The organism is Cupriavidus sp. FW305-26 (assembly GCF_058787975.1).
Window position 1 is genome coordinate 1 of record NZ_JBYTAH010000012.1, and the last position, 24051, is coordinate 24051.

The 24051-nt window shown below is 69.5% G+C and carries 16 protein-coding genes; 3 read left to right on the forward strand and 13 right to left on the reverse strand.

Translation table 11 applies throughout. The features are described 5' to 3' along the window. The 4 genes from AC3WQZ_RS09570 to AC3WQZ_RS09585 form a co-directional block, all read right to left on the reverse strand. On the reverse strand, positions 1 to 317 hold a 317-nt coding region (locus AC3WQZ_RS09570), incomplete at its 3' end, for an ATP-binding cassette domain-containing protein (RefSeq protein WP_492300412.1). 17 nt (positions 318 to 334) lie between these two features. Next, a complete protein-coding gene (locus AC3WQZ_RS09575) occupies positions 335 to 1111 on the reverse strand; it encodes an ABC transporter ATP-binding protein (protein ID WP_010811288.1) in 777 nt (258 codons plus the stop codon). 352 nt (positions 1112 to 1463) lie between these two features. Next, positions 1464 to 3131, reverse strand: a complete 1668-nt coding sequence (locus AC3WQZ_RS09580) for a GMC family oxidoreductase (protein WP_010811289.1) — start codon at positions 3129 to 3131, stop codon at positions 1464 to 1466. 27 nt (positions 3132 to 3158) lie between these two features. Next, positions 3159 to 4718, reverse strand: coding sequence for a CoA-acylating methylmalonate-semialdehyde dehydrogenase (locus tag AC3WQZ_RS09585; protein WP_492300413.1), 1560 nt, complete (start codon positions 4716 to 4718; stop codon positions 3159 to 3161). 230 nt (positions 4719 to 4948) lie between these two features. Between AC3WQZ_RS09585 and AC3WQZ_RS09590 the strand changes: the two genes are divergently transcribed. Beyond that, positions 4949 to 5836 carry a LysR family transcriptional regulator gene (locus AC3WQZ_RS09590; RefSeq protein ID WP_010811291.1) on the forward strand — a complete coding sequence of 296 codons (888 nt, stop codon included), beginning with the start codon at positions 4949 to 4951 and terminating at the stop codon, positions 5834 to 5836. Here the strand turns inward: AC3WQZ_RS09590 and AC3WQZ_RS09595 are convergent. The 3 genes from AC3WQZ_RS09595 to AC3WQZ_RS09605 form a co-directional block, all read right to left on the reverse strand. Then, positions 5833 to 6765, reverse strand: coding sequence for an alpha/beta hydrolase (locus tag AC3WQZ_RS09595; protein ID WP_010811292.1), 933 nt, complete (start codon positions 6763 to 6765; stop codon positions 5833 to 5835). The genes AC3WQZ_RS09590 and AC3WQZ_RS09595 overlap by 4 nt on opposite strands. Before the next feature lie 103 nt (positions 6766 to 6868). Continuing rightward, complete coding sequence (cueR, locus tag AC3WQZ_RS09600; protein ID WP_010811293.1) at positions 6869 to 7288, reverse strand: Cu(I)-responsive transcriptional regulator; 420 nt, start codon at positions 7286 to 7288, stop codon at positions 6869 to 6871. Continuing rightward, the gene (locus AC3WQZ_RS09605) at positions 7285 to 9774 is read right to left on the reverse strand and encodes a heavy metal translocating P-type ATPase (protein ID WP_492300415.1); all 2490 of its coding nucleotides are present in this window, start codon (positions 9772 to 9774) and stop codon (positions 7285 to 7287) included. The genes cueR and AC3WQZ_RS09605 overlap by 4 nt, the downstream gene beginning before the upstream one ends. A 197-nt stretch (positions 9775 to 9971) precedes the next feature. Between AC3WQZ_RS09605 and AC3WQZ_RS09610 the strand changes: the two genes are divergently transcribed. Beyond that, positions 9972 to 10172, forward strand: a complete 201-nt coding sequence (locus AC3WQZ_RS09610) for a heavy-metal-associated domain-containing protein (protein ID WP_010811295.1) — start codon at positions 9972 to 9974, stop codon at positions 10170 to 10172. A 72-nt stretch (positions 10173 to 10244) separates the two neighbouring features. Here AC3WQZ_RS09610 and AC3WQZ_RS09615 read toward each other — a convergent pair whose 3' ends face one another. Continuing rightward, positions 10245 to 10967 carry an OmpW/AlkL family protein gene (locus AC3WQZ_RS09615; protein WP_010811296.1) on the reverse strand — a complete coding sequence of 241 codons (723 nt, stop codon included), beginning with the start codon at positions 10965 to 10967 and terminating at the stop codon, positions 10245 to 10247. A 270-nt stretch (positions 10968 to 11237) separates the two neighbouring features. Beyond that, positions 11238 to 13226 (reverse strand): alkyl/aryl-sulfatase, encoded by a 1989-nt coding sequence (locus AC3WQZ_RS09620; protein ID WP_492300416.1) that lies wholly within the window; start codon positions 13224 to 13226, stop codon positions 11238 to 11240. A gap of 179 nt (positions 13227 to 13405) precedes the next feature. Between AC3WQZ_RS09620 and AC3WQZ_RS09625 the strand changes: the two genes are divergently transcribed. Continuing rightward, positions 13406 to 14038, forward strand: a complete 633-nt coding sequence (locus AC3WQZ_RS09625; RefSeq protein WP_037025237.1) for a TetR/AcrR family transcriptional regulator — start codon at positions 13406 to 13408, stop codon at positions 14036 to 14038. Here the strand turns inward: AC3WQZ_RS09625 and AC3WQZ_RS09630 are convergent, their stop codons facing one another. From AC3WQZ_RS09630 to AC3WQZ_RS09645, 4 genes are read right to left on the reverse strand one after another with little or no spacing between them, the layout of a single operon-like run. Then, on the reverse strand, positions 14039 to 14992 hold the full coding sequence (locus AC3WQZ_RS09630; protein WP_492300417.1) for a delta(1)-pyrroline-2-carboxylate reductase family protein: 954 nt from the start codon (positions 14990 to 14992) through the stop codon (positions 14039 to 14041). It abuts the gene before it with no gap. Between the two features lie 59 nt (positions 14993 to 15051). After that, on the reverse strand, positions 15052 to 17280 hold the full coding sequence (gene pbpC, locus AC3WQZ_RS09635) for a penicillin-binding protein 1C (protein WP_492300419.1): 2229 nt from the start codon (positions 17278 to 17280) through the stop codon (positions 15052 to 15054). Then, complete coding sequence (locus tag AC3WQZ_RS09640) at positions 17277 to 17981, reverse strand: lysoplasmalogenase (protein ID WP_011616248.1); 705 nt, start codon at positions 17979 to 17981, stop codon at positions 17277 to 17279. The genes pbpC and AC3WQZ_RS09640 overlap by 4 nt, the downstream gene beginning before the upstream one ends. Beyond that, positions 17978 to 24049 carry an alpha-2-macroglobulin family protein gene (locus tag AC3WQZ_RS09645; RefSeq protein ID WP_492300420.1) on the reverse strand — a complete coding sequence of 2024 codons (6072 nt, stop codon included), beginning with the start codon at positions 24047 to 24049 and terminating at the stop codon, positions 17978 to 17980. The genes AC3WQZ_RS09640 and AC3WQZ_RS09645 overlap by 4 nt, the downstream gene beginning before the upstream one ends. Positions 24050 to 24051 lie beyond the last annotated feature (2 nt).

Consider the following 24051-nt stretch of genomic DNA (forward strand, 5'->3'; position numbering starts at 1 on the left):
TCTTCGCATGAGAGGCTGGAGAAGATCGCCCGCTCTTCGGGGCAATAGCCAATGCCGTAGTGCGCGATCTTGTGCGTGGGCAGGCTGATGGTCTCGTGGCCATTGACCTTGATCGAGCCCTTGCGCGCGCCGGTCAGTCCCATGATCGCGCGCAGCGTGGTGGTGCGGCCAGCGCCGTTGCGGCCCAGCAGCGTGACCACTTCGCCGTGGTTCACGGTCAGGTCAACGCCGTGAAGGATGTGCGATTCGCCGTACCAGGCGTGCAGGTCCTTGATCTCGAGCGCGGGTGTGTTGGCGGGTGTGTTCAATGAAGTCATATCGTTCCCCGGCCCTCTCAGTGCGCGCCCTGCAGTTCCGCGTCGACGGTGCCCATGTAGGCCTCCATCACGCGCGGATCCCTGGACACTTCGGCATACGGGCCTTCGGCCAGGATCGCGCCACGCTGCAGCACGGTGATCTTGTCAGCGATCGACGAGACCACGCTCATGTTGTGTTCCACCATCAGGATGGTGCGGCCCGCCGAGACCTTCCTGATCAGCTGCGTGACGCGGTCCACGTCTTCGTGGCCCATGCCCTGCGTGGGCTCGTCGAGCAGCATCAGCTCGGGCTCCATCGCCAGCGTGGTGGCGATCTCCAGCGCGCGCTTGCGGCCGTACGGCAGGTTCACCGTCAGCGTCTGCGCGAACTCGGTCAGGCCGACCTGCTCTAGCAGCTCCATGGCGCGGTCATTAAGCACGTCCAGCGAGCGCTCGCTGCGCCAGAACTGGTACGCCGTGCCAAGCTGGCGCTGCAGCCCGATGCGCACGTTCTCCATCACCGTCAGGTGCGGGAATACCGCCGAGATCTGGAACGAACGGATCACGCCGCGCCGCGCGATCTGCGCGGGCTTTTCACGGGTGATGTCGATGCCGTTGAAAAGGATGGTGCCGGTGGTCGGCTCCAGGAACTTGGTGAGCAGGTTGAAGCAAGTCGTCTTGCCCGCGCCGTTGGGCCCGATCAACGCATGGATCGACCCGCGGCGCACCTGCAGGTTGACGTCGCTCACCGCCGTGAACCCCTTGAACTCCTTGGTGAGGTTCCGCGTTTCCAGGATGGTTTCCTGCTGGTTCATGTCTCCTGCCCGCCCTCTTGCTGAACTGCCGGGGTGATGCCCGGCACTGACAATGGTCCGAACCGGCCTTGTAGGCCCTTGCTGCCGCTTGTTCCGCCAGGCTGGCCGTGCTTGCGGCCCTGCCTGCGGCTTTCTGTATTGGTGCGGGGCGGCTCCCGCGCAGGTTGCGGCGATGGCTTCGATGTGCTGCCGACGCACCCTGTGAGGCGTCTATTGTGTGCGCCTGTTGCATCGCAAAACATCGGGGTTTGCACTATGAAACATGAACCAAGTGTCAGTTTTTTTGCAAGCGCACATGAGCAGGCTGCGCCACTCGGTCACGGCCCCGCCCGCGACCCGTGGCGCGCTCATGTCAGGCGCCTGCAGCGGCTGCCGCCGGCGCCGGTTGCACCAATACTTCCGCCGCCGCCAGGCCCTGCCGGCGGTCTTCGCGGATCAGGTCGCTGGCGCGCTCGGCGATCATGATGGTCGGCGAATTGGTGTTGCCCGATGTGATCAGCGGCATCACCGAGGCATCGACCACGCGCAGGCCATCGATACCCAGCACGCGCAGGCGATGGTCGACCACGGCCATCGGGTCGTCGGCGCGGCCCATCTTGCAGGTGCCCACCGGATGGAAGATGGTGGTGCCGATATTGCCGGCCGCTTCGGCCAGCTGTTCGTCGGTCTGGAATGCCGGGCCCGGCAGCCATTCCTCGGGCTGGAACGGTGCCAGCGCCGGCGACGCCACGATGCGGCGCGTGAGCCGGATGGAGTCGGCCGCGACTTTCCGATCCTCGTCGGTCGCCAGGTAATTGGGCGCGATCACCGGCGCCTGGCGGAAATCCGCGCTGCCGACATGCACGCTGCCGCGCGAGGTCGGCCGCAGGTTGCAGGCACTCGCGGTAAAGGCGTTGAACGCATGCAGCGGGTCGCCGAACTTGTCCAGCGACAAGGGTTGCACGTGGTACTCCACGTTCGGCCGCGCCTGCGCCGGGTCCGAGCGCGCAAAGGCACCCAGCTGCGACGGCGCCATGCTCATCGGCCCGCTCTGGTTGAAGGCGTACTGCACGCCGATGCAGAACTTGCCCCACAGGCTCGCGGCGCGCGTGTTGAGCGTGCGCACGCCGCTGACCTTCACCACCGAGCGCAGTTGCAGGTGGTCCTGCAGGTTCTCGCCCACGCCGGCGAGCGCATGGCGCACCGGGATACCCAGCGCTTGCAGGCGCTCGGCCTGGCCGATGCCCGACAGCTCCAGCAGCTGCGGCGTATTGACCGCGCCCGCGGCGAGGATCACTTCCTGCGTGGCCGCCACCGTGTGCGGCCGGCCGCCGCCGATATAGTTCACGCCGGTGCAGCGGCGCCCGTCGAAGGTCAGCCCGCTCACCTGCGCCCCGGTGACAATGGTCAGGTTGGGACGCTCCGACGCACGCCGCAGGAAGGCCTTGGCCGTGTTCCAGCGGATGCCGCGGCGCTGGTTCACTTCGAAATAGCCGACGCCGAAGTTGTCGCCGCGGTTGAAGTCCTCCGTGCGCGGAATCCCCGCCTCTTCGGCGGCATCGGCAAAGCGCTCCAGGATGTCCCAGCGCAGGCGCTGGCCTTCCACGCGCCATTCGCCGCCGGCGCCATGGAATTCGCTCGGGCCGCGGTGGTGGTCCTCGCTGCGCTTGAACAACGGCAGCACATTGTCCCAGCGCCAGCCAGCATCACCGGTGAGCCGCGCCCACTCGTCATAATCCTCGCGCTGGCCGCGCATATAGATCATGCCGTTGATCGACGAGCAACCGCCCAGCACGCGCCCGCGCGGATAGCCGAGTGAGCGGCCGTTCAGGCCGGCCTCGGCCTCGGTGCGATAGAGCCAGTCGGTGCGCGGGTTGCCGATGCAGTACAGGTAGCCCACCGGGATATGGATCCAGTGGTAGTCGTCCTTGCCGCCGGCCTCCAGCAGCAGCACGCTGACGTCCGCATCCTGCGTCAGGCGGTTGGCCAGGACACAGCCTGCCGAACCGGCCCCCACGATGATGTAGTCGAATGTCTCCATCGCTGTTCTTGTCATCATAGTTGCCGCTTATTTCGCCACCGGCATGGTGAACTCGGCGCCCTTGGCGATCGAATCCGGCCAACGCTGCATCACGCTCTTGTAGCGCGTGTAGAAGCGCACACCCTCTTCGCCATAGGCGTGATGGTCGCCGAACAGCGATCGCTTCCAGCCACCGAAAGAATGCCACGCCATCGGCACCGGGATCGGCACATTGATGCCGACCATGCCGATCTGGATCTGCCGCGCGAACGCACGCGCGATGCCGCCGTCGCTGGTGTAGCACGACACGCCGTTGCCGAATTCATGCGCATTGATCAGCGCCACCGCTTCGGCAAAGTCATGCACGCGCACTACCGACAGCACCGGGCCGAAGATCTCTTCCTTGTAGATCGTCATATCCGGCTTGACGTGGTCGAACAGCGTGCCGCCGACATAGAAGCCGTTCTCATGGCCGGGTACGGTATGACCGCGGCCATCGGTGACCAGCGTCGCGCCCTCTTCCACGCCCTTGGCGATATAGCCCTCCACCTTCGCCTTGTGCGCAGCGGTCACCAGCGGACCCATTTCGGCGTCGGACTCCATGCCGTTGCGGATCTTCAGCGAGCTGGCGCGCTCGGCGAGCCGCGGCACGAGCTTGTCAGCGACATCGCCCACCGCTACGGCGACCGAGATCGCCATGCAGCGTTCGCCGGCAGAACCATACGCGGCACCGATCAGCGCATCGACCGCCTGGTCGAGATCGGCATCGGGCATCACCACCAGGTGGTTCTTGGCGCCGCCCAATGCCTGCACGCGCTTGCCGTGTTTGGTGCCTTCCGTATAGATGTACTCGGCAATCGGCGTCGAACCGACGAACGACAGCGCCTGCACATCCGGATGCGCCAGCAGTGCATCGACCGCTTCCTTGTCGCCCTGCACGACATTGAACACGCCATCGGGCAAACCAGCCTGGCGCAGCAGGTCGGCAATCAGCAGGCTCGGCGACGGATCACGTTCCGACGGCTTCAGCACGAAGGTATTGCCGCACGCCAGCGCCACCGGGAACATCCACATCGGCACCATCACCGGGAAGTTGAACGGCGTGATGCCGGCCACCACGCCCAGAGGCTGGCGCAGGTTCCAGTTATCGATGCCGCCGCCGATGTTGTCGGTGAAGTCGGTCTTGAGCAGGTTGGGGATGCCGCAAGCGAATTCCACCACCTCGATGCCGCGCGTGACTTCGCCCCTGGCGTCCGAGAACACCTTGCCGTGCTCGCGCGTGATCAGCGCGGCCAGGTCGTCGTGGTGCTGGTCGAGCAGTTCCTTGAACTTGAACAGGATGCGCGCGCGGCGCAGCGGCGGGGTGTCGGCCCAGGCGGGGAATGCGGCATGGGCGGCGGCGACGGCGTCGGCCACGTCCTGCGCGGTGGCCAGTGCCACGCGCGCGGCGACTTCGCCGGTGGCGGGGTTATAGATATCGGCCAGACGCTGCGATGCGCCGCGTGTCTGCCGGCCTGCGATGCTATGGCCGATGATGGTCTGCACCGCGCTGGCTTCTGCAAGGATGTCTTCCACTTCCGCTCCTGAATGCTGGGTCGCTGACGGCATGCGGCTCGCCCGATCTTTGCGTCTGGTGAAGACGCTGGCGCAAACATCCTCCAGTCTCGCACTGGCATCGATGCCGCGCCGCACAAGGCGTGCCGGGCCGTATTGAGCGCAAGCTTGGTGCAGTTGCGCGGCCCCGTCCAATGATTTATCGTCAATCGCAATATAAGCCGCGCAAAATATTGCGCCGCACCACGCCTCGCCCCTGTGCCACCTTTCGCCCCGACACTGCCTTGGACCTCCACCACCTGCGCGCCTTCGTTGCCGTCGCGCGCGAGGGCAACCTGACCCGCGCCGCGCAGCGGCTGCACCTGACCCAGCCCGCAGTCAGCCTGCAGTTGAAGGCGCTGCAATCGGCGTGGCGCATCCGGCTGTTCGAGCGCACTGCCGCGGGCCTGACGCTGACCGCCGACGGCGCCGCACTGCTGCCGCTGGCCGAACGCATCCTCGACGGCGTGGGCGACCTGCAGCACACCGTCAGCGCGATGCATCACACCGTGCGCGGCCGGCTGGCGATCGGCACCATCCTCGATCCGGAATTCACGCGGCTGGGCCCGATGCTGCGCACGCTGGTGGAACGCCACCCTCAGATCGGCACAGAACTGCGCCACGGCATGTCGGGCTGGGTGCTGCAACAGGTACGCAGCGGCGCGCTCGACGTGGGCTTCTACCTGGGCCAGCCGCCTGACGCCGGCTTCCATGCGCTGACGCTGACGCCGTTCTCCTACTATGTGGTGGCACCGAAGGGCTGGAAAGAGCGCACCGCGCTGCGCTCATGGGCGCAGTTGGCAACGCTGCCGTGGATCTGGACGCCGCCCGAATCGGCACACAACCGGCTCTTGTCCGCGCGCTTTGCGCAGGCCGGCGTCGACCCGGCCGGCGTGCCCAAGGTGGCGCATGTCGACCAGGAGGCTTCGATGCTGGACCTGGTGCGCTCCGGCGTGGGGCTGTCGCTGGTGCGCGACGCGATCGCGCTGCGCGAATCGCATGCGCACGGGCTGGTGATCGTTGAAGGGGTCTCGGTGCAGACCGAGCTGACGCTGGTATGCCTGGCCACGCGCCGCGACGACCCGGTCGTCGCGGCAGTGTTCGGCGTGGCCGAGTCGGTGTTCCGGACTTAGTGTCCCTGCTGCTGCAGGTGACGCTGCAGCCAGCCGGTCAGCGCCGCGAACACTTCGCCGCGCAGCGGCTGCGCTTCATTGAAGATCTCGTGGTAGCCGTGCTCGAACCAGACCTGTTCGCGCAACTCCGGCGGCGCGTGGTCGAAGAAGCTGCGGCTGCCGGCCGGGTCCACCACGCGGTCGGCGCCGCCGACCAGCATCAGCATGGGGGCCTCCAGCAGCGCGGCATCGGCCTGCGCCTGCGCCATGCCGCGGATAAAGCTCTCCAGTACGCTGGCGGTGATGGTGGTCTGCACCAGCGGGTCTGAGCGGTAGGCGGCCACCACGGCGGGATCGTGCGACAAGAGCCGCGCATCGATCGGATTGGGCACGCGCAGCCGCGGCGCCAGCGCCAGCAGCACGCGGTGCAGCGCCAGCATCGGGCCCGACAGGCGCAGCGCCAGCGCAGGCGAGGACAGCACCAGCGCGCGCACCGGGCGCACGCGCGCGGTGGCAAAGCGCGCCGCGATCATCCCGCCCATGCTGTGGCCGAGCAGGATCGGCAACTCGTTCCAGCCCGGCACCGCGGCATCGTAGATCTCGGCGAGGTCGTCGAGGTAGGCATCCTGATGGTCCGCCACCATGCGCGCGCCGCCGCTGGCGCCATGGCCGCGCAGGTCGTGCGCGCGCACGCGCAGGCCCAGCCCGCACAGCACATCGGCCACATGCTGGTAGCGTCCGGCATGCTCGGCAAGCCCATGCACCAGCAGCACCGAGCCGAGCGGCTCGGCAAAGCGCGCCGGATCGGGCTGCCAGGTGCGCAGCAGCAGCTCGGTGCCGTCGCGCATGCGCTGGCGGCTCTGTACCGGCGCGTGCGTGCCGGCTGGGGTATCGGCAGGCATGCCGGCAACACCGGCAATAGCAGGATCGTCCGTCATCGGTTGTTCCATTCGCGCAAGTCTCCTCCCGGCACGGAGCGCCAGCAAAAGGCTGGCGCCGGCTGTCGTTATTCTTTGTGGTGCTGCCTGCTGCCTGCCTTGCACTCTGTCCCGCTCAACCGTGGCAGGCAAGCCTGCCCTGCGCTTCCGGCTGCGCCATATCGGCGAGGATCGGGCAATCCGGCCGATCGTCGCCGCTGCAGTGCTGCGCCAGCTCGCGCAGCGTGTCGCGCATGGCGGCCAGTTCAGCGATGCGCAGCTCAAGGTCGGCCACATGCCGCAGCGTCAGCGCCTTGACGTCGGCACTGGCGCGGCCGCGGTCATGCCAAAGCGACAGCAGGTTGCGGATTTCGTCGAGCGAGAATCCCAGATTACGGGCGCGCCGCACGAAGCGCAAGTTGTGCACCGCGCGTTCGTCATAGCGACGGTAGCCGCCCTCGGTGCGCGGCGGTGCCGCCACCAGCCCGATCGATTCATAGTGCCGGATCATCTTGGCCGACACGCCCGACGCCTGCGCCGCTTCGCCGATATTCATCGCTCGCCTCCCTGTGCCGTGGCAGCCCCGGCCTGCGGACGCCAGCGGCGCAGCAGCAGCGCATTGCTGACCACACTGACACTGGAAAAAGCCATCGCCGCACCCGCCACCACCGGATTCAGCAACCCGGCCGCTGCCAGCGGAATGCCTACTACGTTGTAGAAAAAAGCCCAGAACAGGTTCTGCCGGATCTTGCGCACGGTGCGGTGCGAGACCGCCAGCGCATCGGCCACCAGCGCCGGGTCGCCGCGCATCAGCGTGATGCCGGCGGCGTGCATGGCCACGTCGGTGCCGGTCGACATGGCAATGCCCACATCCGCCGCCGCCAGCGCCGGCGCATCGTTGATGCCGTCGCCCACCATCGCCACCACCGCGCCATCGCGCCCCAGCGCCTGCACCCGGGCAGCCTTGTCCTCGGGCAGCACCTCGGCCTGCACGTCGTCCAGCCCCAGCGCCTGCGCCACGCGCGCCGCCGCGCCGGCATTGTCGCCGGTCAGCATCACGGTGCGCACACCGGCCGCGCGCAGCCTGGCGATCGCCGCCGGCGCGCCCGGCTTGATGGCATCGCCGAACGCGACCAGCCCGGCCACGCGCGGCAGCGTGGTTTCGACCAGCCACGACACGGTACGGCCGTCCGCGCGCAACTGCTCCGCCAGCGTTGCCAGCGTGCCTGCCGCTGCGCCCAGCGCCTCACGCAGGCGCTCGCTGCCCAGTTGCAGCGCCTGGCCGTCCACCACGCCGGCAATGCCGCGGCCTGGCAGGGCCTGCACTTCCGTGGCCTGCGGCGCGGCAATGCCGCGCGCCTGCGCTGCGGCCAGCACGGCGCGGGCCAGCGGATGCTCGCTGCCGGCCTGCAGCGCGGCCAGCCGCGCCAGCAGCGCGCTGCCGTCGGCATCGGCGGGATCGGCCGCATGCAGCGCCACCACTTCCGGCTTGCCCACCGTGAGCGTGCCGGTCTTGTCGAATGCCACCACGCTGACGCGGTGCGCCACCTCCAGTGCCTCGGCATCCTTGATCAGGATGCCGGCGCGCGCGCCGGCGCCGGTGCCGGCCATGATTGCCGTGGGCGTGGCCAGGCCCAGCGCGCACGGGCAGGCGATCACCAGCACCGCCACCGCGTTGAGCAATGCGGTTTCCCAGTCGCCGGCAAAGAGGCCCCAGCCCAGCACCGTCAGCAGCGCGATGCCCAGCACCACCGGCACGAACACCGCGCTGACCTGGTCGACCATGCGCTGGATCGGCGCCTTGGCCGCCTGTGCGTGCTCGACCATGCGGATGATGCGTGCCAGCACGGTCTCGGCGCCCACCGCCTCGGTGCGCGCAACCAGCAGCCCTTCGAAATTGATGGCGCCGCCGGTGATGCGGTCGCCGGGCTTCTTCGGCACCGGGACGCTTTCACCGGTCAGCATCGATTCGTCCGCGTGGCTGTTGCCTTCGATCACCTCGGCGTCCACCGGGATGCGCTCGCCGGGGCGCACCACCACCTCGTCGCCCACGCGCACCGCCGCCAGCGGCACGCTCTGCTCCACGCCGCCGCGGCGCACGCGGGCAGTATCGGGACGCAGCGCCGCGAGCGCGCGGATGGCATCGGCGGTCTGGCGCTTGGCGCGGGTCTCCAGCCACTTGCCCAGGCGCACCAGCGTGATCACCACCGCCGCGCTTTCGAAGTACAGGTGCGGCATGGCGTCGGCCGGCGTGCGCCACATCAGCCACAGCGACAGCCCATAGGCCGCCGTCGTGCCCAGCGCCACCAGCAAATCCATATTGCCGGCGCCGGCGCGCACCGCCTTCCAGCCAGCCTTGTAGAAGCGCCAGCCGAACACGAACTGCACCGGCGTGGCCAGCAGCCACTGCACCCATGCCGGCAGCATCCAGTGCACGCCGAGCCATTCCAGCACCATGGGTGCCACCAGCGGCAGCGACAGCGCCGCCGAGATCGCCACCGGCCAGGGGCCATCCCAGAAGGCAGTGCCCTGCGCGGCCTGCGGCGCCTGCGATGCGGCATCGGCCACCGGCGTCGCACCATAGCCGGCGCGCGCGACCGCGGCCACCAGCGCCGCAGTATCCGCCGCGCCGCGCAGCAGCGTGACGCTGGCGCGCTCGGTCGCCAGGTTGACCTGCGCCTCCATCACGCCCGGCACGGCGCGCAGCGCCTTTTCGACCCGGGACACGCATGAGGCGCAGGTCATGTCGGCAATATTCAGTTCGATGGTGTCCTGCGGCACCGTGTAGCCGGCATCGGCCACGGCACGGGCGGCGGCCGGCAGCACCGCGCCCGAGTCGGCGCGCAGCGTTGCGGCTTCAGTTGCCAGGTTGACGGCCACGTCGCGCACGCCCGGCACCCGGGCCAGCGCGTTCTCCACGCGGCGCACGCATGAGGCGCAGGTCATGCCGTCGACCGGCAGGCGCCATTCGGGCATTTCGTCGGCCGGCCGGTCAGCCGGCCGGACAGGTTGTGAAGCGAGCACAGCGCTGGAATTTGGCATGGGTCCTGAGTCATCCACAGTGTCGATGTCAGCATCATGGACCTTACCATCATTGGAAGGTCAAGGCCGGATGCACAGGGTGTTACCGTCACATCGGCGCCAACAAATTCCTCTTGCGCTTCCCACCATGGGAAGGTTCAAACTGCATCTGTCGCGGCACCCGCCGCCCGTCTCATCCCGTTCAGGAGAGTCCCACCATGATCCAGTTCCAGGTCGAAGGCATGTCGTGCAACCACTGCGTGGGCGCCATCACGCGTGCCGTACAGGCGGTTGACCCGGCCGCGCGTGTCAGCGCGGATGTGCCCGCCCAGGCCGTACGCGTCGAGAGCAGCGCCGACCCAGAGGCCCTGCGCGATGCCATCGAAGAGGCCGGCTATCCGGTCAAGTCGGTGGCGTAAGCTGGCCACCGCAGCCGGCGCCAACAAGAAAGGGCACCCCCGGGTGCCCTTTCTGCCGTCAGTGTGCCGCGCTCAGAAGCGGTAGCCCACGTTCAGGAAGGTCACCACCGGATCGATCTTGATCTTGGTGTGTGACTGGATCGTTACCGGGCCCGCCTGCGTGGTGAAGGACGCGCGGGTCGACAGCGGCACGTACGAGACCGACAGGCCGACGAACCAGTTGTCGTTGATGGCGTAGTTGGCGCCGATGTTGAAGACCGGGTTCCACGACGGCTTGGCGCTGGCGGTCATGCGCGCACCCGGCAAGAATTCGCGGTTCACGAAGTTCTGGTTGGTGATGGTCTCGTCGGTGAACCAGGTGTAGTTCACGCCGATGCCGACATAGGGACGGAACCTGGTCTTGGCGTCGAAGAAGTGGTACTTGACCAGCAGCGCCGGGCTCCACTGCTTGACCGAACCGAGCTTGCCATACTGGGCATAGTTGCCGGTGCCCTTGACGTCATGCTTGGGCGGAATGCCCGCGACGATTTCACCGGAGATGTTGTCGGTGAAGAAGTGCGTGAAGGCCAGGCCCAGCGTGTCGGCAGATTCGATCTCCGCGCCGGTGTTCGGCCGGGTCATGCCGACCGGGCGGCCGTTGATGCTGTCGACAGTCAGCGGATCGGCGGAGCTGTTCGGCATCACGCGGAACCAGCCCAGACTGACGATATTGCTGCCGGCGGACTGCGCGTGTGCGGCTCCGGCCAGCGCCATGACAGCGCCTGCCGCCAGCATCTTCTTATAGGTCGATTTCATAATCCTCTTACTCCTCTTTCGGTTACTGCCGTGTGCATTATCCGGCCAGCCGGAGCACGACTGTTTCACCGATGACACTGATTCGTAGAGGACGCCCCCTAAAGGGAGGGTTAACCACTAAGAAACCAGCATGGGAGCGGCTCTCAGGGCCGTTCACCGAGGCATCCGCACAACGGTTTATGCCGCGCGCAGGAAAAAACCCTCAGGCAAGAGCGGTTTTATAGGGCGGACACGCAACAGTGGCCGCGCGCCTGCCCCATCTCGGTGCGGTTAGGGTGTCACGATGCTGAAGTTCGGCTCGGACTTGTCCATCAGCGCCGTCCACGTCGCCAGCGCCTGCGGGTCGCCGTCCACACGGGCGCGGCCCGCCTGGGTCTCGGCCTGCAGTGTGGTCTGGCCGGCCAGCACGCCCATCAGCACGGCGCGCGGCATGGTAAGCGTGGCCTGCGGGGACGCGTGCTGCGCGTCGGGCTTGTAGCGGAACACGCCGTTCTCCACCGTCAGCGCAAAGCGCTTGCCGGTGTCCGGCTGTACCCAGTTCAGCGCCAGCGTCTTGCCCGCGGCGCGGTCGCCATTCAGGCTGATCGCCAGGTAGTCCAGGAACATGGTGTCGGTCATGGCGCGCAGCACGTCCGGGCTGCCGGCGCGGCGGCCGGCCTGGGGCGGGCCGCTGCGCAGTTCGGCGGCACCGGTCAGGTAGGCATTGCGCCAGGGCGAGGATTCGGCCTGATAGCCGAGCTGCTCCAGCGCGTCGGCTTCCAGCCGGCGGGCAGCCTGGTTGGACGGATCGGCAAAGACCACGTGCTTGACCACCTCGGCCACCCAGCGGTATTCGCCACGCGCATACGCCGCACGCGCCTGCTCCAGCACGCGCGCCGCGCCGCCCATGAATTCGACATAGCGCTTGCCCGCCTCTTCCGGCGGCAGCGGGTTCAGGTTGGCAGGGTTGGCGTCATACCAGCCGAGGTAGCGTTGGTATACCGCCTTGGCGTTGTGGCTGACGGTGCCGTAGTAGTCGCGCAGATGCCATTCGGCGGCCAGCGACGGCGGCAGCTTCACGCGCTCGGCGATCTCGGCCGGCACATAGCCCATGTTGGCCAGCCGCAGCGATTGGTCATGGATGTACTTGTAGCCGTCGCGCTGCTTGCCCAGGTAAGTGACGATGTCCTGGCGGCCCCAGGTAGGCCAGTGGTGCTGGGCGAACAGGACCTCGGTGCGGCCGCCGAAGCGGTCGATGGTCTCGTCCAGCGCGCGCCACCACTGGTTGGCGTCGCGCACCTGGGCGCCGCGGATGGTGTACAGGTTGTGCAGGTTGTGGGTGGCGTCCTCGGCGGCGCACAGTGCCTTCCACTGCGGGAAGTACATCAGCATCTCGGCCGGGGCCTCGGTGCCCGGCGCCATCAGGAATTCGATCTGCACACCATCGATGGTGCGCGTCTCGCCGGTCTTGTGGATCAGGTCCGTCGGCGGGATCAGCGTCAGCGTGCCGTGCGCCACCCCCTTGCCCAGCCCCGCATCCACCTGCCCGGTTGCCGAGCGCGGCAGGTTGAAGCCATACATGTACTGCGCGCGCCGGCTCATGGCGTTGCCGGCGAAGACGTTCTCGCTGACGGCCTCTTCCATGAAACCTTCCGGGGCCAGCACCTTGACCCGCCCGGCCTTGACGTCGTCTTCGCTGACGACGCCCTTGACCCCACCGAAGTGGTCGCCATGGCTGTGCGTATAGATCACCGCGACCACGGGCTTCCTGGGCCGGTGCTTGAAGTACAGGTCGAGGCCGGCGCGCGAGGTCTCCATCGCTGTCAGCGGGTCGATCACGATCAGGCCGGTATCGCCCTCGATGATCGTCATGTTGGCGATATCGAAGCCACGGATCTGGTAGATCCGATCCGTCACCTGGAACAGCCCGTTGTGCATGTTCAGCTGCGCCTGGCGCCACAGGCTGGGGTTCACGGTGGCCGGCGCCCGGTCTTGCTTGAGGAAGCCATAGGGGGCCAGCGCCCAAACCACATTGCCCTTGGCATCGCGGATCTCGGTGTTATCCAGCGTGCCGATAAAGCCACGGCGCGCGGCCTCGAAGTCACGCCGGTCCTGGAACGGCAGCTGTTGCAGCACGGCCGCATTGGCACGGGCGGTGGCATCGGTGGCGGGATTGCCCGCGGTGGCCGGGGCAGGTGCGGCGCCGGCGGTGCCGGCAAGGCTGATGGCGGCTGCAGCCAGCGCGGCGGCGGCTGCGGCAATGGCAGTCGGGTACGACATCCTGGTCTCCTGGAAATCCTGGGCCGGATGTCCGTATCCGGCCTGCAACACTTCCGTAATTGTGCTGAACATTCAGTACAATACTGGAGTTTGCTGGCAGACCCGGCCGCTGTCAAATAGGCATCCGGCCCGAATATTCATAAATTGCTGCCGGCACCACCTGTCTTCCGCCCCCGCCCATGCCACCGACCCGCCCGGCCGCACAAAAGCCTCCAGCCTCCGTCACCAAGAACCGCCGCGGCCTGGAAACCCGGGAACGCGTCCTTGCCGTGACGCGCGGACTGATCAGCGCACACGGCTACGCCGAGGTGACCCTCGACCAGATTTCCGCCGAGGCCGGCGTGGCCAAGAGCAGCCTGTTGTGGCATTTCGGCAGCAAGGAAATGCTGCTGGCGGAGGCCGCAACCAGCCTGTTCCGGGATATCGGCGAGGAGCTCGGCACGGAGCCGCACCGGGGCAAGACCGCGGCGCGGCGGCTGGAAAACGCCTTCGACCGGGTGGCCGACTATTTCACGGCCAATCCGGAAGCCAAGGGTGTCGTGCTGGCCTTGCTGTTCTCAGGCAGCGTGCCGCCCAGCGTGCGCGAGGAGATCCGCCGCAGCTGGGACGCGCATGTGCAGGACCTGGTCGATGCGCTGTCCGCCCCCGGGCGCCCACTGCCCGCGCCGATGGCGCGCCTGATGGTGGCGACCATCCACGGCTGCTACTGCCACTGGTATGCCAGCGACCGCAGCGAACCGATCGCCGGCTTCCTGGCACCGGCGCGCGAGCTTTTCAGCGACTGGCTGCGTGCCCGCGATGGCGCGGGGTAGTCACCCGCGGCTGGCCAGCACGCAGGCCGCCAGGTCCCACAGCGCGTAGCCCACGCTCTTGAACACCAGCGGGCTGCCGGCCCGCGCACGGATGGCATCGGCCTGCAGGATCGCGGTCTCGAACGGCTGCACGTCGGCCCAGTCGATGCCGGCCTGCAGCAGGTCGCCGGCTTCGTCCTCGATCCCGAACAGGGTATCGGCCAGCAGCCGCCCGCTATCCGCGGCCGCATGGCACAGCGCCGGCGGCAGTTCGCACATGTCGGGCCGGAACGCACCGACCGCGGCAATGAAGTGATCGTCGCGCCAGAGGCCGCTGTCCAGGTCCGGCAGCACCGGGCTGCGGCTGGAGGTGACCGTGATCACCATCGACACACGGGGCAGTACCGCCGCGACCGACTCCGTCACCTGCGCTTCCACGCCCAGCGTGCGCGCGTGCGCGGCCAGTGCCTCGGCCTTGTCGCGCGTGCGCGAATGCAGCCACACCTTGCGCACGCCCAGCCCGGCCACGAAGGCCTCCAGGTGCGTCAGCGCCTGCACCCCGGCGCCGACGATCAGCAGCTCACCGTCCTGCTGCGCGGCAAAGCACTGCGCCGCCAGCAGCGACACGGCCGCGGTGCGCCGTCCCGTCACCGTGGGGCCGTCGAGCATGGCGATGCGCACGCCGGTGTGCGCGTCGGCCACCACCACCTCGCCGAGGATATTGGGCAGCCCGCGCCGCGGGTTGCCGGGATGGACGGTGATGTTCTTGGTCATCACCAGGCCGCGGTTGCGCGCGGGCATCACTAGCAGCGTGCCTTCGCCGCCTTGCGCATCGCCCACCGGCAGCGCAATGCGCGGCGGCGCCATGGCGGTGCCGTCGCGCAGCTCGGCCAGCATGTCGGCGATGGCTTGCGCCAGTTCGGGATACGGCAGGCGCGCCGCGGTGCTGGCGGCATCGAGGGGGACGAGGAACATGCGCTGGCTCCGGCAAGACGTTGCGAAGCGCCATTATTGCGCACAGAGCGCCAGCGGCCTCAGCGTTTGGCCGCTGGCACCGGCGCGCGCACTGACGCGCCACGCACCTCGATGCCGATGCGGTCCACCACCTTGCCAGACGCATCGAGCAGCTCCACCTGGTGCCGCCCCGGCCACGGCAGCCATGCCACCTCGCCGCCGCGCCCCAGCGGCTTGCCGTCCATGCGCCAGCTGACCGTGCGCGCGGTCTGGCCGGCCACGCCCTCGGCATGGAACCAGACCCGCTGCGCCGCGGGCGGCATGTCGGGGTCCAGCGCAAACACGGTGCCGTCGGCGGGATTGGCGATCACGGGTGCGGTCGGGCGCGCGGCGGGTGCGCTCACGCTGACGCGCCGGATCGCCGTGCCGGCCAGAAAGACTTCATCGCGCGCCGGCTCCAGCCCGTCGTCGAAGCTCAGCGCCACGCGCTGCACGCCGGCGGGCATGGCGGGCGCGTGGCTGGCGCGCGTGCGGTGCAGCGCTTCCATGATGTCGTGCCAGACCGGCGCTGCGCCCGATACGCCCGAGACCTCGTGCATGCTGGCGCCGCTGGCATTGCCGACCCACACGCCCACGGTGTAGTGCTGCGACCAGCCGATGCACCAGTTGTCGCGCATGTCCTTGCTGGTGCCGGTCTTCACCGCGGTCCAGAAGCGCGTGGTGAGCGGGCTGTCCAGGCCGAAGGCGCGCGCGCGCGCATGGCGGTCCGACAGGATGTCGGCAATCACGTAGCTGGCGCCTGGTTGCATCACCACTGTCATCGATGCGGCTGGCGGCGCCCCTTCCCGCAGCCGTGGCGGCGCGTAGCGCCCGCCATTGGCCAGTGCCCGGTACGCATTGGTCAGCGCCAGCAGCGACACGTCGGCGCTGCCCAGCGCCAGGCTGAACCCGTAGTAGTCGCCGGCCTCGGTCAACGGCAGCCCCAACGCCACCAGCCGCTTGTGGAAGCGGTGCGGGGTCACCATCACCAGCGTGCGCACTGCGGGCACGTTCAGCGACGCGGCCAGCGCCGCGCGCAGGCTGACCCAGCCGGCATAGCGGTGGTCGTAGTTCTGCGGCACGTAGAGCCCGCCGCCGACCGGCAGGTTCACCGGCCGGTCGTCCAGCAGCGAAGCCGCGGTCAGCCGCTTCTCTTCCAGCGCCTGCTCGTACAGGAAGGGCTTGAGCGTCGAGCCCGCCTGCCGCAGCGCCGCCGCGTGGTCCACCTGCGCGGCGCCTGACAGCGTGCCCGACGAGCCCACATAGGCCAGCACGTCGCCGCTGGCATTGTCGATCACCACCACCGCGCCGTCCTCGACATTGCGCCCGGCCAGTTCGCGCAGGTGCCGGTCCAGGCTGGTGGCAGCCTCGCGCTGCAGGCGGGCATCGAGCGTGGACGCGATGCGCGCAGGCATGGGTACGCCCGCGGCCAGTTGCGAGCGCGCTTCGCCGACCAGGCGCCGTGCCAGGTGCGGTGCCAGCTGCGGCGACGCCGCCGATGGCGTGGCGGCCGCGGCGCGCTGTGCGACCGGCCCGGTGCGCAGCAGCGCCAGCTGCGCAAAGCCTTCCAGGCCTTCGCACTCGCGCGGCAGGCGCATCTCGCGCAGGATGCCGCAGGCGCGGCTTGCCACCTGGGCGGCCTTGGCATTGGGCGCGCGCACCAGCGCCACCGCCAGGGCCGATTCCCTCGCGTTGAGCCCTTCGGGGTACTTGCCGAACAGCACCTGCGACATCGCAGACAGGCCCACGAGCTCGCCGCGGAACGGCACCAGGTTCAGGTAGCCCTCCAGGATCTGGTCCTTGCTCCAGCTGCGCTCCAGCGCCGCCGCACCGGCGGCCTGCCCCAGCTTCTGCGTCAAGCTGCGGCCCTGCCCCGGCGCGCCCGGCCGGCGCAGGTCCTCATCGAGCAGGCCCGCCAGCTGCATGGTCAGCGTCGAGGCGCCGCGCGTGCGTGTGTTCCACAGGTTGGCCCAGGCCGCGGCCGCCACGCCCTGCCAGTCGACCCCGCTGTGGGCATAGAAGCGCCGGTCCTCCGACAGCACGATGGCAGTGCGCAGCGCGGGCGAGGTATCGGCCAGCGCGACCCAGTCGCCGCGGCGCGCGCGGAAGTCGTCGCGCACGCGGCCCACGGTATCGCCGTGGCGGTCCAGCACCACCACGTCGGCACTGCGCCAGTCGGTACGGACTTGCTCGAAGGACGGCAGCGCCATGGCCGGCGCGGACCAGATCAACGCCGTCGCCAGCACCATGCGAATACAGCGCTGCTTCATGCCTGCTCGCGTCCCGCCACGATGCCCGCCACCAGCAGCACCTGGGCCGCGGCGTAGGTCCACCAGATGCCAAGCTGGAAAGATTCGAACGGCACCAGGAAGCGCGCGATGCCGATCATCATGTCCGATGCGGCAAAGCACAGCGCCCCCAGCGCCGCCAGCGGCGTGGGCAGGCGCGCCACCAGCGCGCTGCAGGCCATCGCCGCAAGCACGCCCACGTATACCGCCACCGGCACCGTCAGCGGGCCCATATTGGGCCAGAAGCGGCCCAGCATGGTGCCCGCCACGCCCAGCATGGCGCCGCACGCAATCAGCCGGTGCGGACGCGTGTCGCCCGCCAGCGGCACCAGCACGCGCAGGTAGGCCAGGTGCGCGAGCAAAAAGGCGCCAAGCCCGCCCATGAACGAAAACGTCAGCGTCGGCAGCGCCAGCAGGAGGTCGCCCAGGGCCGAGAACAGCAGCGCAGTGACCAGCCAGCGGCGCTCAACCAGCGGCCGGTGGAACCACGCGGCGCGTGCCAGCAGCAGCGCCATCGCGGTCTTCCACGCGGGCTGCATGGCGATATGCCCGGTCAGCGGCGCGCCTTCAGGCAGCTCGATCGCCACCTGCACCAGCAGCGCGCCGTAGATGATGCCGGCCAGCGTGCCCGCGAGCCACCACTCGCGCACGCGTGCCGGCATCATCATTGCCAGCCAGCTCATGGGCGCGCCCCCACCGCCAGCCGCGCATTGGGCGCCACACCGAACACGTCGGGCGCGTACAGCGCTTCCACGCGCGTGGGCGGCAGCGCGAAGTCGCCGGCGTTGTTCAGCCGCACCGTGTATTCGACCGATACCGTGCCCTTGGGCAGGTAGCCGAAGTACTCGCGGTAGGCCTGCGGCGTGCGCTCGGTGTAGGCCGGCCAGGCCGCGCCCTTGCGCCGCTCGCCGCGCGTGGCGATCGTGGAGTCACGGCCCAGGCCGCTGCCGAGGATGGTGGCGCCGGCAGGCACCGGATCGCTGACCACCACCCAGGTCATGTCGGCCTGCGCATCGATCTCCAGCTTGACGCGGTACACATCGCCGCGCGACCACTTGCCCTGCACCGCCTGCTCCTGCGGCGTCACGGTGCGCCTGATGCGGTAGCCCGCGGCCAGCGGCGCGGTCACCGGCACCGCCGCCAGCGCCCGCACCGTGGCCCACGGTTGGCCGGCGCCGGCGTGCTCCACCTGCAGCGTGCCGCCGTCGGCGCCGGTCGGCCACGGCAGCTCGACGCTGCCCTGAGCCATACCGTCGGTGCGCTGCGCGCGCGCCCAGTCGAAACTGCGCGAGGCGTCGGCCGCATTGCTCACGCTCGCCCGCGTGGTGCCCGCCACCGGGGTCTTCTCGAACGCCTGCGAGAAGCGCGTCACCGCCAGCATGCCCCACGCGTTGGCAGTGGTGGTGCCCCAGGCACCATGCACCTGTCGGCCCAGCAGCCCGGTGGCCAGTTGCGGCGCATCTTCCTTCCAGCCCGGCAGTTCCGACGCCAGCGCCAGCAGGCGCGCGGCATTGGTGTCGCCGCCGGCCATCATCCACCACCAGTTGTCGTTGCGCTCGGTGGAGAACGCCAGGCGCGTGCCCTGCACCGTCAGGCGCGAGCGCAGCAGCTGCTGCGCCTCGGCCAGGCGTTGCTCGCGCTGCGGGATGTCCTGCATGCGCGTGAGCAGCAGGGTCCAGTCCAGCAGCGCCGAGGTCGGCCACTGCGCCGGCAGGATCTGGATCGAGCCCAGCATGCGCGCCTGCGCATGGCCGGTGCGCGACAGCGCCTCGAGCGCGGCCAGCTTGCGCGCGTCCAGGTACTGCGTTCCGGCCACCGGGGCCCAGCTGTCGCGGCGGATGCGGCCTTCGACGAAGTCGGTCAGCCCGCGCTCCATCTGCGTGCGCTGCGCGTCGGGGATGCGCAGCGCCAGCCCGGCGCGCGCGGCCTCGTCGGTGACCGCCAGCAGGTAGGCGGTCAGCACTTCGCTGCCGAAGTCGCCGTCGGCGTTCAGCGGGAAGTACGAGGCCAGCCCGTTGGCATCGAGGTAGGACGGCAGCTGCGTCATCAGCGCGTCCCACGCGGCGGTGTCGTTCAGGCCGATGGCCTTCGATGCGCGCTGCTCCAGGCAGGTGAACGGGTAGTTGCGGAACCACTCGCGCACGCCCGGCATGCCGCCCGCCAGCGACGACTGGAAGTTCACCTGCAGCCCGCCGCGCACCTTGCCCGCAGGATCCGCCAGCGCGCCCGGCGGTGCCTTGAGCGGCACCGACAGCGACGGCGACACCTGCGCCAGCGTGGCCTGCTGCACTGTCACCGGCACCGCCGGCACGATCTGCTGCGACACCTTGATGCGGTCGGCCGCGCCCCCCGTGCCCTGCTCGCTCGCCTGCACTTCCCACATCACGGTGCCGCTGCGTGAGTACGCCAGCAACGCTGGCGCGGTCACGTCCCAGCCGATCTCGCGCGCTTCGCCGGCAGGGATCTGCACGGTCTGCGCCGGCAGGCTGGCCTCATTGCCGAGCAGCGTGCCGCGCGCGCTGGCCTGCACCGTCATCGCGCGCCTGGTGGTATTGCGCAGCGTGAACATGGCTCGGTAGCGGTCGTCCTCGCGCACCAGCAGCGGCAGGCCGGAAATCACCTGCAGGTCCTGCGTGGCGGCGATGGTGGCGCTGCCCGTGCCGAAGCGGCCGAGGCCGAGGTCCGCCACCGCGACGATGCGGAAGCTGGTCAGCGAATCGTTGAGCGGCACCTCGATGCTGGCGCGGCCCTCGGCGTCGAGCTGCACGCGCGGGTTCCATACCAGCAGCGTGTCGAACAGCTCGCGCGTGGGACTCTTGCCGCCGCCGCCGCCCGCCGGCACCGCCTTGCGCCCGTAGTGGCGGCGCCCGATGATCTCCATCTGCGCGGTCGACGTTTCCACGCCGTAGCCGCGCCGCTGCAGCATCGCATCGAGCAGATCCCAGCTGGTGTTGGGCATCAGTTCCAGCAAGGCCTGGTCCACCGCGGCCAGCGCCACTTCGCCGTTGGCGGCGGGCTTGCCGTCTGGCAGCTTCACCTGGATCGCCACGCGCGCCTTGCCGCGCACCGGATAGCTGGCCTTGTCCGGCGTCACGGTAACGTCGAGCCGGTGGCCCGCATTGCCGACGCGGATCTCGGCGAGCCCCAGCCGGAAGGCCGGCTTGGACAGGTCCACCAGCGCGGTCGGCGCGGCGTATTCGCGGCCCTCGCTGCGGAACGCGCGCCACCACTCGCCCGGCTGGCGCCAGCCCCAGGTGAAGAACGAATACCAGGGCACCTCATGCAGGCGCCCGCGCAAGGCCAGCACCGACACGTAGACGTTGGGCCCCCACTCCGGCTTCACCTGCACGCGCACGGTGGGATCGCTGCCATGCAGTTCCACCACCTGGGTCTGGTAGATGCCCTCGCGCTCCACCGCCACCAGCGCGGTGGCATGGCGGAACGGCATGCGCACCTGGAACACGGCGGTGTCGCCCGGCGCGTAGGACTTCTTCTCCGGCAGCAGGTCGATGCGGTCATGGTTCTCGCCGCCGAACCAGAGCTCGCCCTGGCGCGTGACCCAGACCGTCGAGGCCGCCTGCGCGGTGCGCCCGTCCTTGTCGCGCGCGCTCGCCACCAGTTCGATCTGGCCGGCCTGCTCCAGCGCCACGTCGCAGCGCGCACGGCCCTGCGCATCGGTGCGGGTCTCGCACACGGTGCCGAGGTCGCGCGTCTCGGAGCGGTTGTCATAGCGGTAGAAGCCGCCCACCACGCGCTTGCGCGCCGAGGTGGTGATGCGTGCCCGCGCGTTGATCTTGACCGGCGCATCCGCCACCGGCTTGCCGTTGACGTCCAGCACCACGCCGTGCACGGCCAGCTTCTGCTTGACCGAGACCCAGCCATCGGTGCGGATGCCGGCCACCACCGCCGCCGGCCACACCGGCACGGTCTGGCGCAGCGTCTGGATCTCGCCGTTGGGGTCGGCAAAGCCGGCTTCGAGCAGCAGGTCGCGCGGGGCTTCAATCTTGGGCAGCTTGCGCAGCGTGACGGTGCCGTTGCCGTTCTTGTCGAGCGTCACCGGCAGCTTGTCGGCAACCAGCTTCTGGCTGTCGGCACTGGCATCGCCCTGCTCGTCCTCATCCATCTCCTCGTCGCCGCTGGCGCTTTCGCGCTGCGCGCGCGGCGGGTTGAACGAGAACTCGTCATAGCCGGGGAAGCTGACGTACTTGTCGCGCAGCAGCGCGGACACACGCACGGGCAGCCCGGCCGCACCGCCGCCGGAGAGGTAGTGGATCTCCACGCCGACCGGCAGTTCGGCAGGCGCCACCACGGGCCCCGCCTTGCCTGCCACCTGTAGCGTGCCGGCCAGCACCGGCAAGCGGAATGCCTCGACCCGGAAACTGCCACTGGTGTAGCCGCGCGCACCGCCATTGTCCTGCGCGCCTTCACCCTTCTGCGTTTCCAGCTCGACGCTGTAGACCCCCAGCTTGGCCGCCGCCGGCACCTGGAAGGTGCTTTCCGCGCTGCGCCCGCCGGTCGCGGTCTGGCGCCATTGCAGCGGCAGCTCGTAGGTCTGGCCACTGCCTTCATGGCGGATCACCACGCGCGTGGGGAGCGGTCGGCTGGCCGGCGGCAGGGCAAAGCCCTGCGCGGTCTCGGCGCGGATCACATGCTTCATCGACACGGTCTCGCCGGCGCGCAGCAGCGTGCGGTCGAAGATGGTGTGGGCGCGCACCGTGGGTGCGGTGCCGGTGTCGGTCGGCACATTGAAGCGCCAGCTCTCGATGCCGCGGTTCCAGTCCGACATCACGAAGGCCATGTCGGCCTTGCCGCGTGCCTGCGGGTGGCCGACGCCGATGCGGGCCGAGACGAAATAGCCCGACAGCCCGTTCTGCTCGCAGGCGCCCTCGGGCGCCGCCGCCAGGCTGGCAAAGCGCACCACGCCGCTGGCATCGGTACGCCCTTCGCCCAGCAGGCGGCCGCTGCAGTCGCGCACCGTCACGGCGGCATCGGCAACCGGCTTGCCGTCGTCCAGTGCGGTGACCCAGGCCAGCCCGCTGCGGCTGCCATCGTCTTCATTGCCGGCGCTGCGGCCGAGCTTGAAATGCACGCCCAGGTTGGTAACCAGCGCCGCGGTGCGCACGTACATCGGCGCACGCTTGCCCAGCAGCGACTCGCCCAGCATCGGCGAGGCGATCTCCACCACATGGAAGCCCGGTTCCGGCAGCGGGATGCCCACCACCTCGAACGGCCGCGGCGCATCGCCCGAAGGCTTGGGCACGGCCAGCTTCTGCACGCCGGGGGCGCGCTCGAGCAGGGACACCGAGCGCGTCTCGATCGACACGGCATTGCGCGGGTTGTTGACTCGATACGGGGAGCGGCCCGCCAGCACGGCGTCGAGCTCGGCCCGGGTATAGCTGGCCTCATGCATGCGGCGCACCAGGCCAAACCACTGCATCACGGCAGTGTCGTCGTCCACGCGCAGCTTCATCACGGTGCCGGCCCTGGCCTGCACGCCGCGCACGGCGAGGTCAGCCTCGACGTTACGCAGCGTCACCGGCAGCAGCGGCGGGTAGTCGGCCGGCGCCTTGCCGCGCGGCAGCTCGCCGAAGCGTTCCACCACGCCAAACGGCGCCGCGGCAAACTTGGCCAGCGGCGGCATCGATGCCGTGGCCACCTTGAGCGGGAACAGGTCGGCATTGGCCAGCGTGCGGCCGCTGTCGTCCTTCAGGTTGCGCGGCACTTCGATGGTGAACTGGGCCTTCTCCGCGAACGGCGCGGCAAAGGTCAGCGCGCTGACGCTGGCGTCCGGCGCCAGGTCGGGATCGAACTGCGGCGCGCGCGGGCCGGACGGCGTCTTCAGCACCACGCTCTCGGCCAGCTTGCGCGGCACCGGCGAGGAGAAGCTGACCGACATCGGCCGCAGCGGCGTGCACGGCGACTGCGCGTGTTCACGCTCGCAGCTGAAGCTGGCGGTGAAGGGTTCGCGCACGGTGTAGTCAAAGCGGCGCTCGTCGCGCGTGGCCACGCCGGAGGGCGTGGCAATGCCCGCGCCCAGCACCAGCTGCACCCGCGCCGCGGCCGGCAGCCGCTGCTGGCAGGCAAGCAGGTGCACGGCATCGGGCGCCTGCTTGGCGATGCGCTCCCAGTGGATGGCGTCGAGCACGGCATCGCGCTCCTTGCCGGCGAGCAAGCGCACCGGGATGCGCTCGCCCAGCCCCTGCGCCTGGCACCAGGCGTGCTCGCGCACCGAGGCCGCGGTGGCGGCGCCATTGAAGCGCAGCGCAAAGACCTGGTCTTCCTCGATCTCGCCGCCCGCAGGCCGGCTGGACACGACCGTCGGGCCGCCGGTCTCGAAACGGTACTCCGGCTTGCCGGCATAGGCGGTGCCGGCCACGCTGCGCAGGCCGGTACGCATGCGCACGGTGCAGCGCACACCCGGCGGCAGGTCGCTGGCAAAGTCATAGACCCAGTTCTTCGCATCGATCCAGCGGGCCTGCCCGCCGGTGCCGGCACCGGTGCAGGAAACCGCCGCGGGCGCGGTGGCCTGGACGTCGCCCATCGGCACCATGGGCTCGTCGAAGCGGATCGCCACCTGCCGCACCTGCCCGACCGTGCCTTCAGGGGAGAAGCGCGTCACCTGCGCGGCCTGCGCGCCGCCCGCTGCCAGGATTCCAAGCGTGGCCACCAGGGCCAGGACTGCGCGCCGCGCATGCAATTGCATTGGCATCCTGCCAAGACCCCGATCGGCTCGGGCGACGATTCCCTTCATCC

Coding starts and splice junctions, on each gene's coding strand:
- AC3WQZ_RS09640 (WP_011616248.1), bottom strand. CDS start 17,981: ATGAGCTGGCTGGCAATGATGATGCCGGCACGCGTGCGCGAGTGGTGG.
- AC3WQZ_RS09585 (WP_492300413.1), bottom strand. CDS start 4,718: ATGCCGTCAGCGACCCAGCATTCAGGAGCGGAAGTGGAAGACATCCTT.
- cueR (WP_010811293.1), bottom strand. CDS start 7,288: ATGAATATCGGCGAAGCGGCGCAGGCGTCGGGCGTGTCGGCCAAGATG.
- AC3WQZ_RS09580 (WP_010811289.1), bottom strand. CDS start 3,131: ATGGAGACATTCGACTACATCATCGTGGGGGCCGGTTCGGCAGGCTGT.
- AC3WQZ_RS09630 (WP_492300417.1), bottom strand. CDS start 14,992: ATGTTCCTCGTCCCCCTCGATGCCGCCAGCACCGCGGCGCGCCTGCCG.
- AC3WQZ_RS09625 (WP_037025237.1), top strand. CDS start 13,406: ATGCCACCGACCCGCCCGGCCGCACAAAAGCCTCCAGCCTCCGTCACC.
- AC3WQZ_RS09605 (WP_492300415.1), bottom strand. CDS start 9,774: ATGCCAAATTCCAGCGCTGTGCTCGCTTCACAACCTGTCCGGCCGGCT.
- AC3WQZ_RS09645 (WP_492300420.1), bottom strand. CDS start 24,049: ATGAAGGGAATCGTCGCCCGAGCCGATCGGGGTCTTGGCAGGATGCCA.
- AC3WQZ_RS09615 (WP_010811296.1), bottom strand. CDS start 10,967: ATGAAATCGACCTATAAGAAGATGCTGGCGGCAGGCGCTGTCATGGCG.
- pbpC (WP_492300419.1), bottom strand. CDS start 17,280: ATGAAGCAGCGCTGTATTCGCATGGTGCTGGCGACGGCGTTGATCTGG.
- AC3WQZ_RS09620 (WP_492300416.1), bottom strand. CDS start 13,226: ATGTCGTACCCGACTGCCATTGCCGCAGCCGCCGCCGCGCTGGCTGCA.
- AC3WQZ_RS09610 (WP_010811295.1), top strand. CDS start 9,972: ATGATCCAGTTCCAGGTCGAAGGCATGTCGTGCAACCACTGCGTGGGC.
- AC3WQZ_RS09595 (WP_010811292.1), bottom strand. CDS start 6,765: ATGGAACAACCGATGACGGACGATCCTGCTATTGCCGGTGTTGCCGGC.
- AC3WQZ_RS09575 (WP_010811288.1), bottom strand. CDS start 1,111: ATGAACCAGCAGGAAACCATCCTGGAAACGCGGAACCTCACCAAGGAG.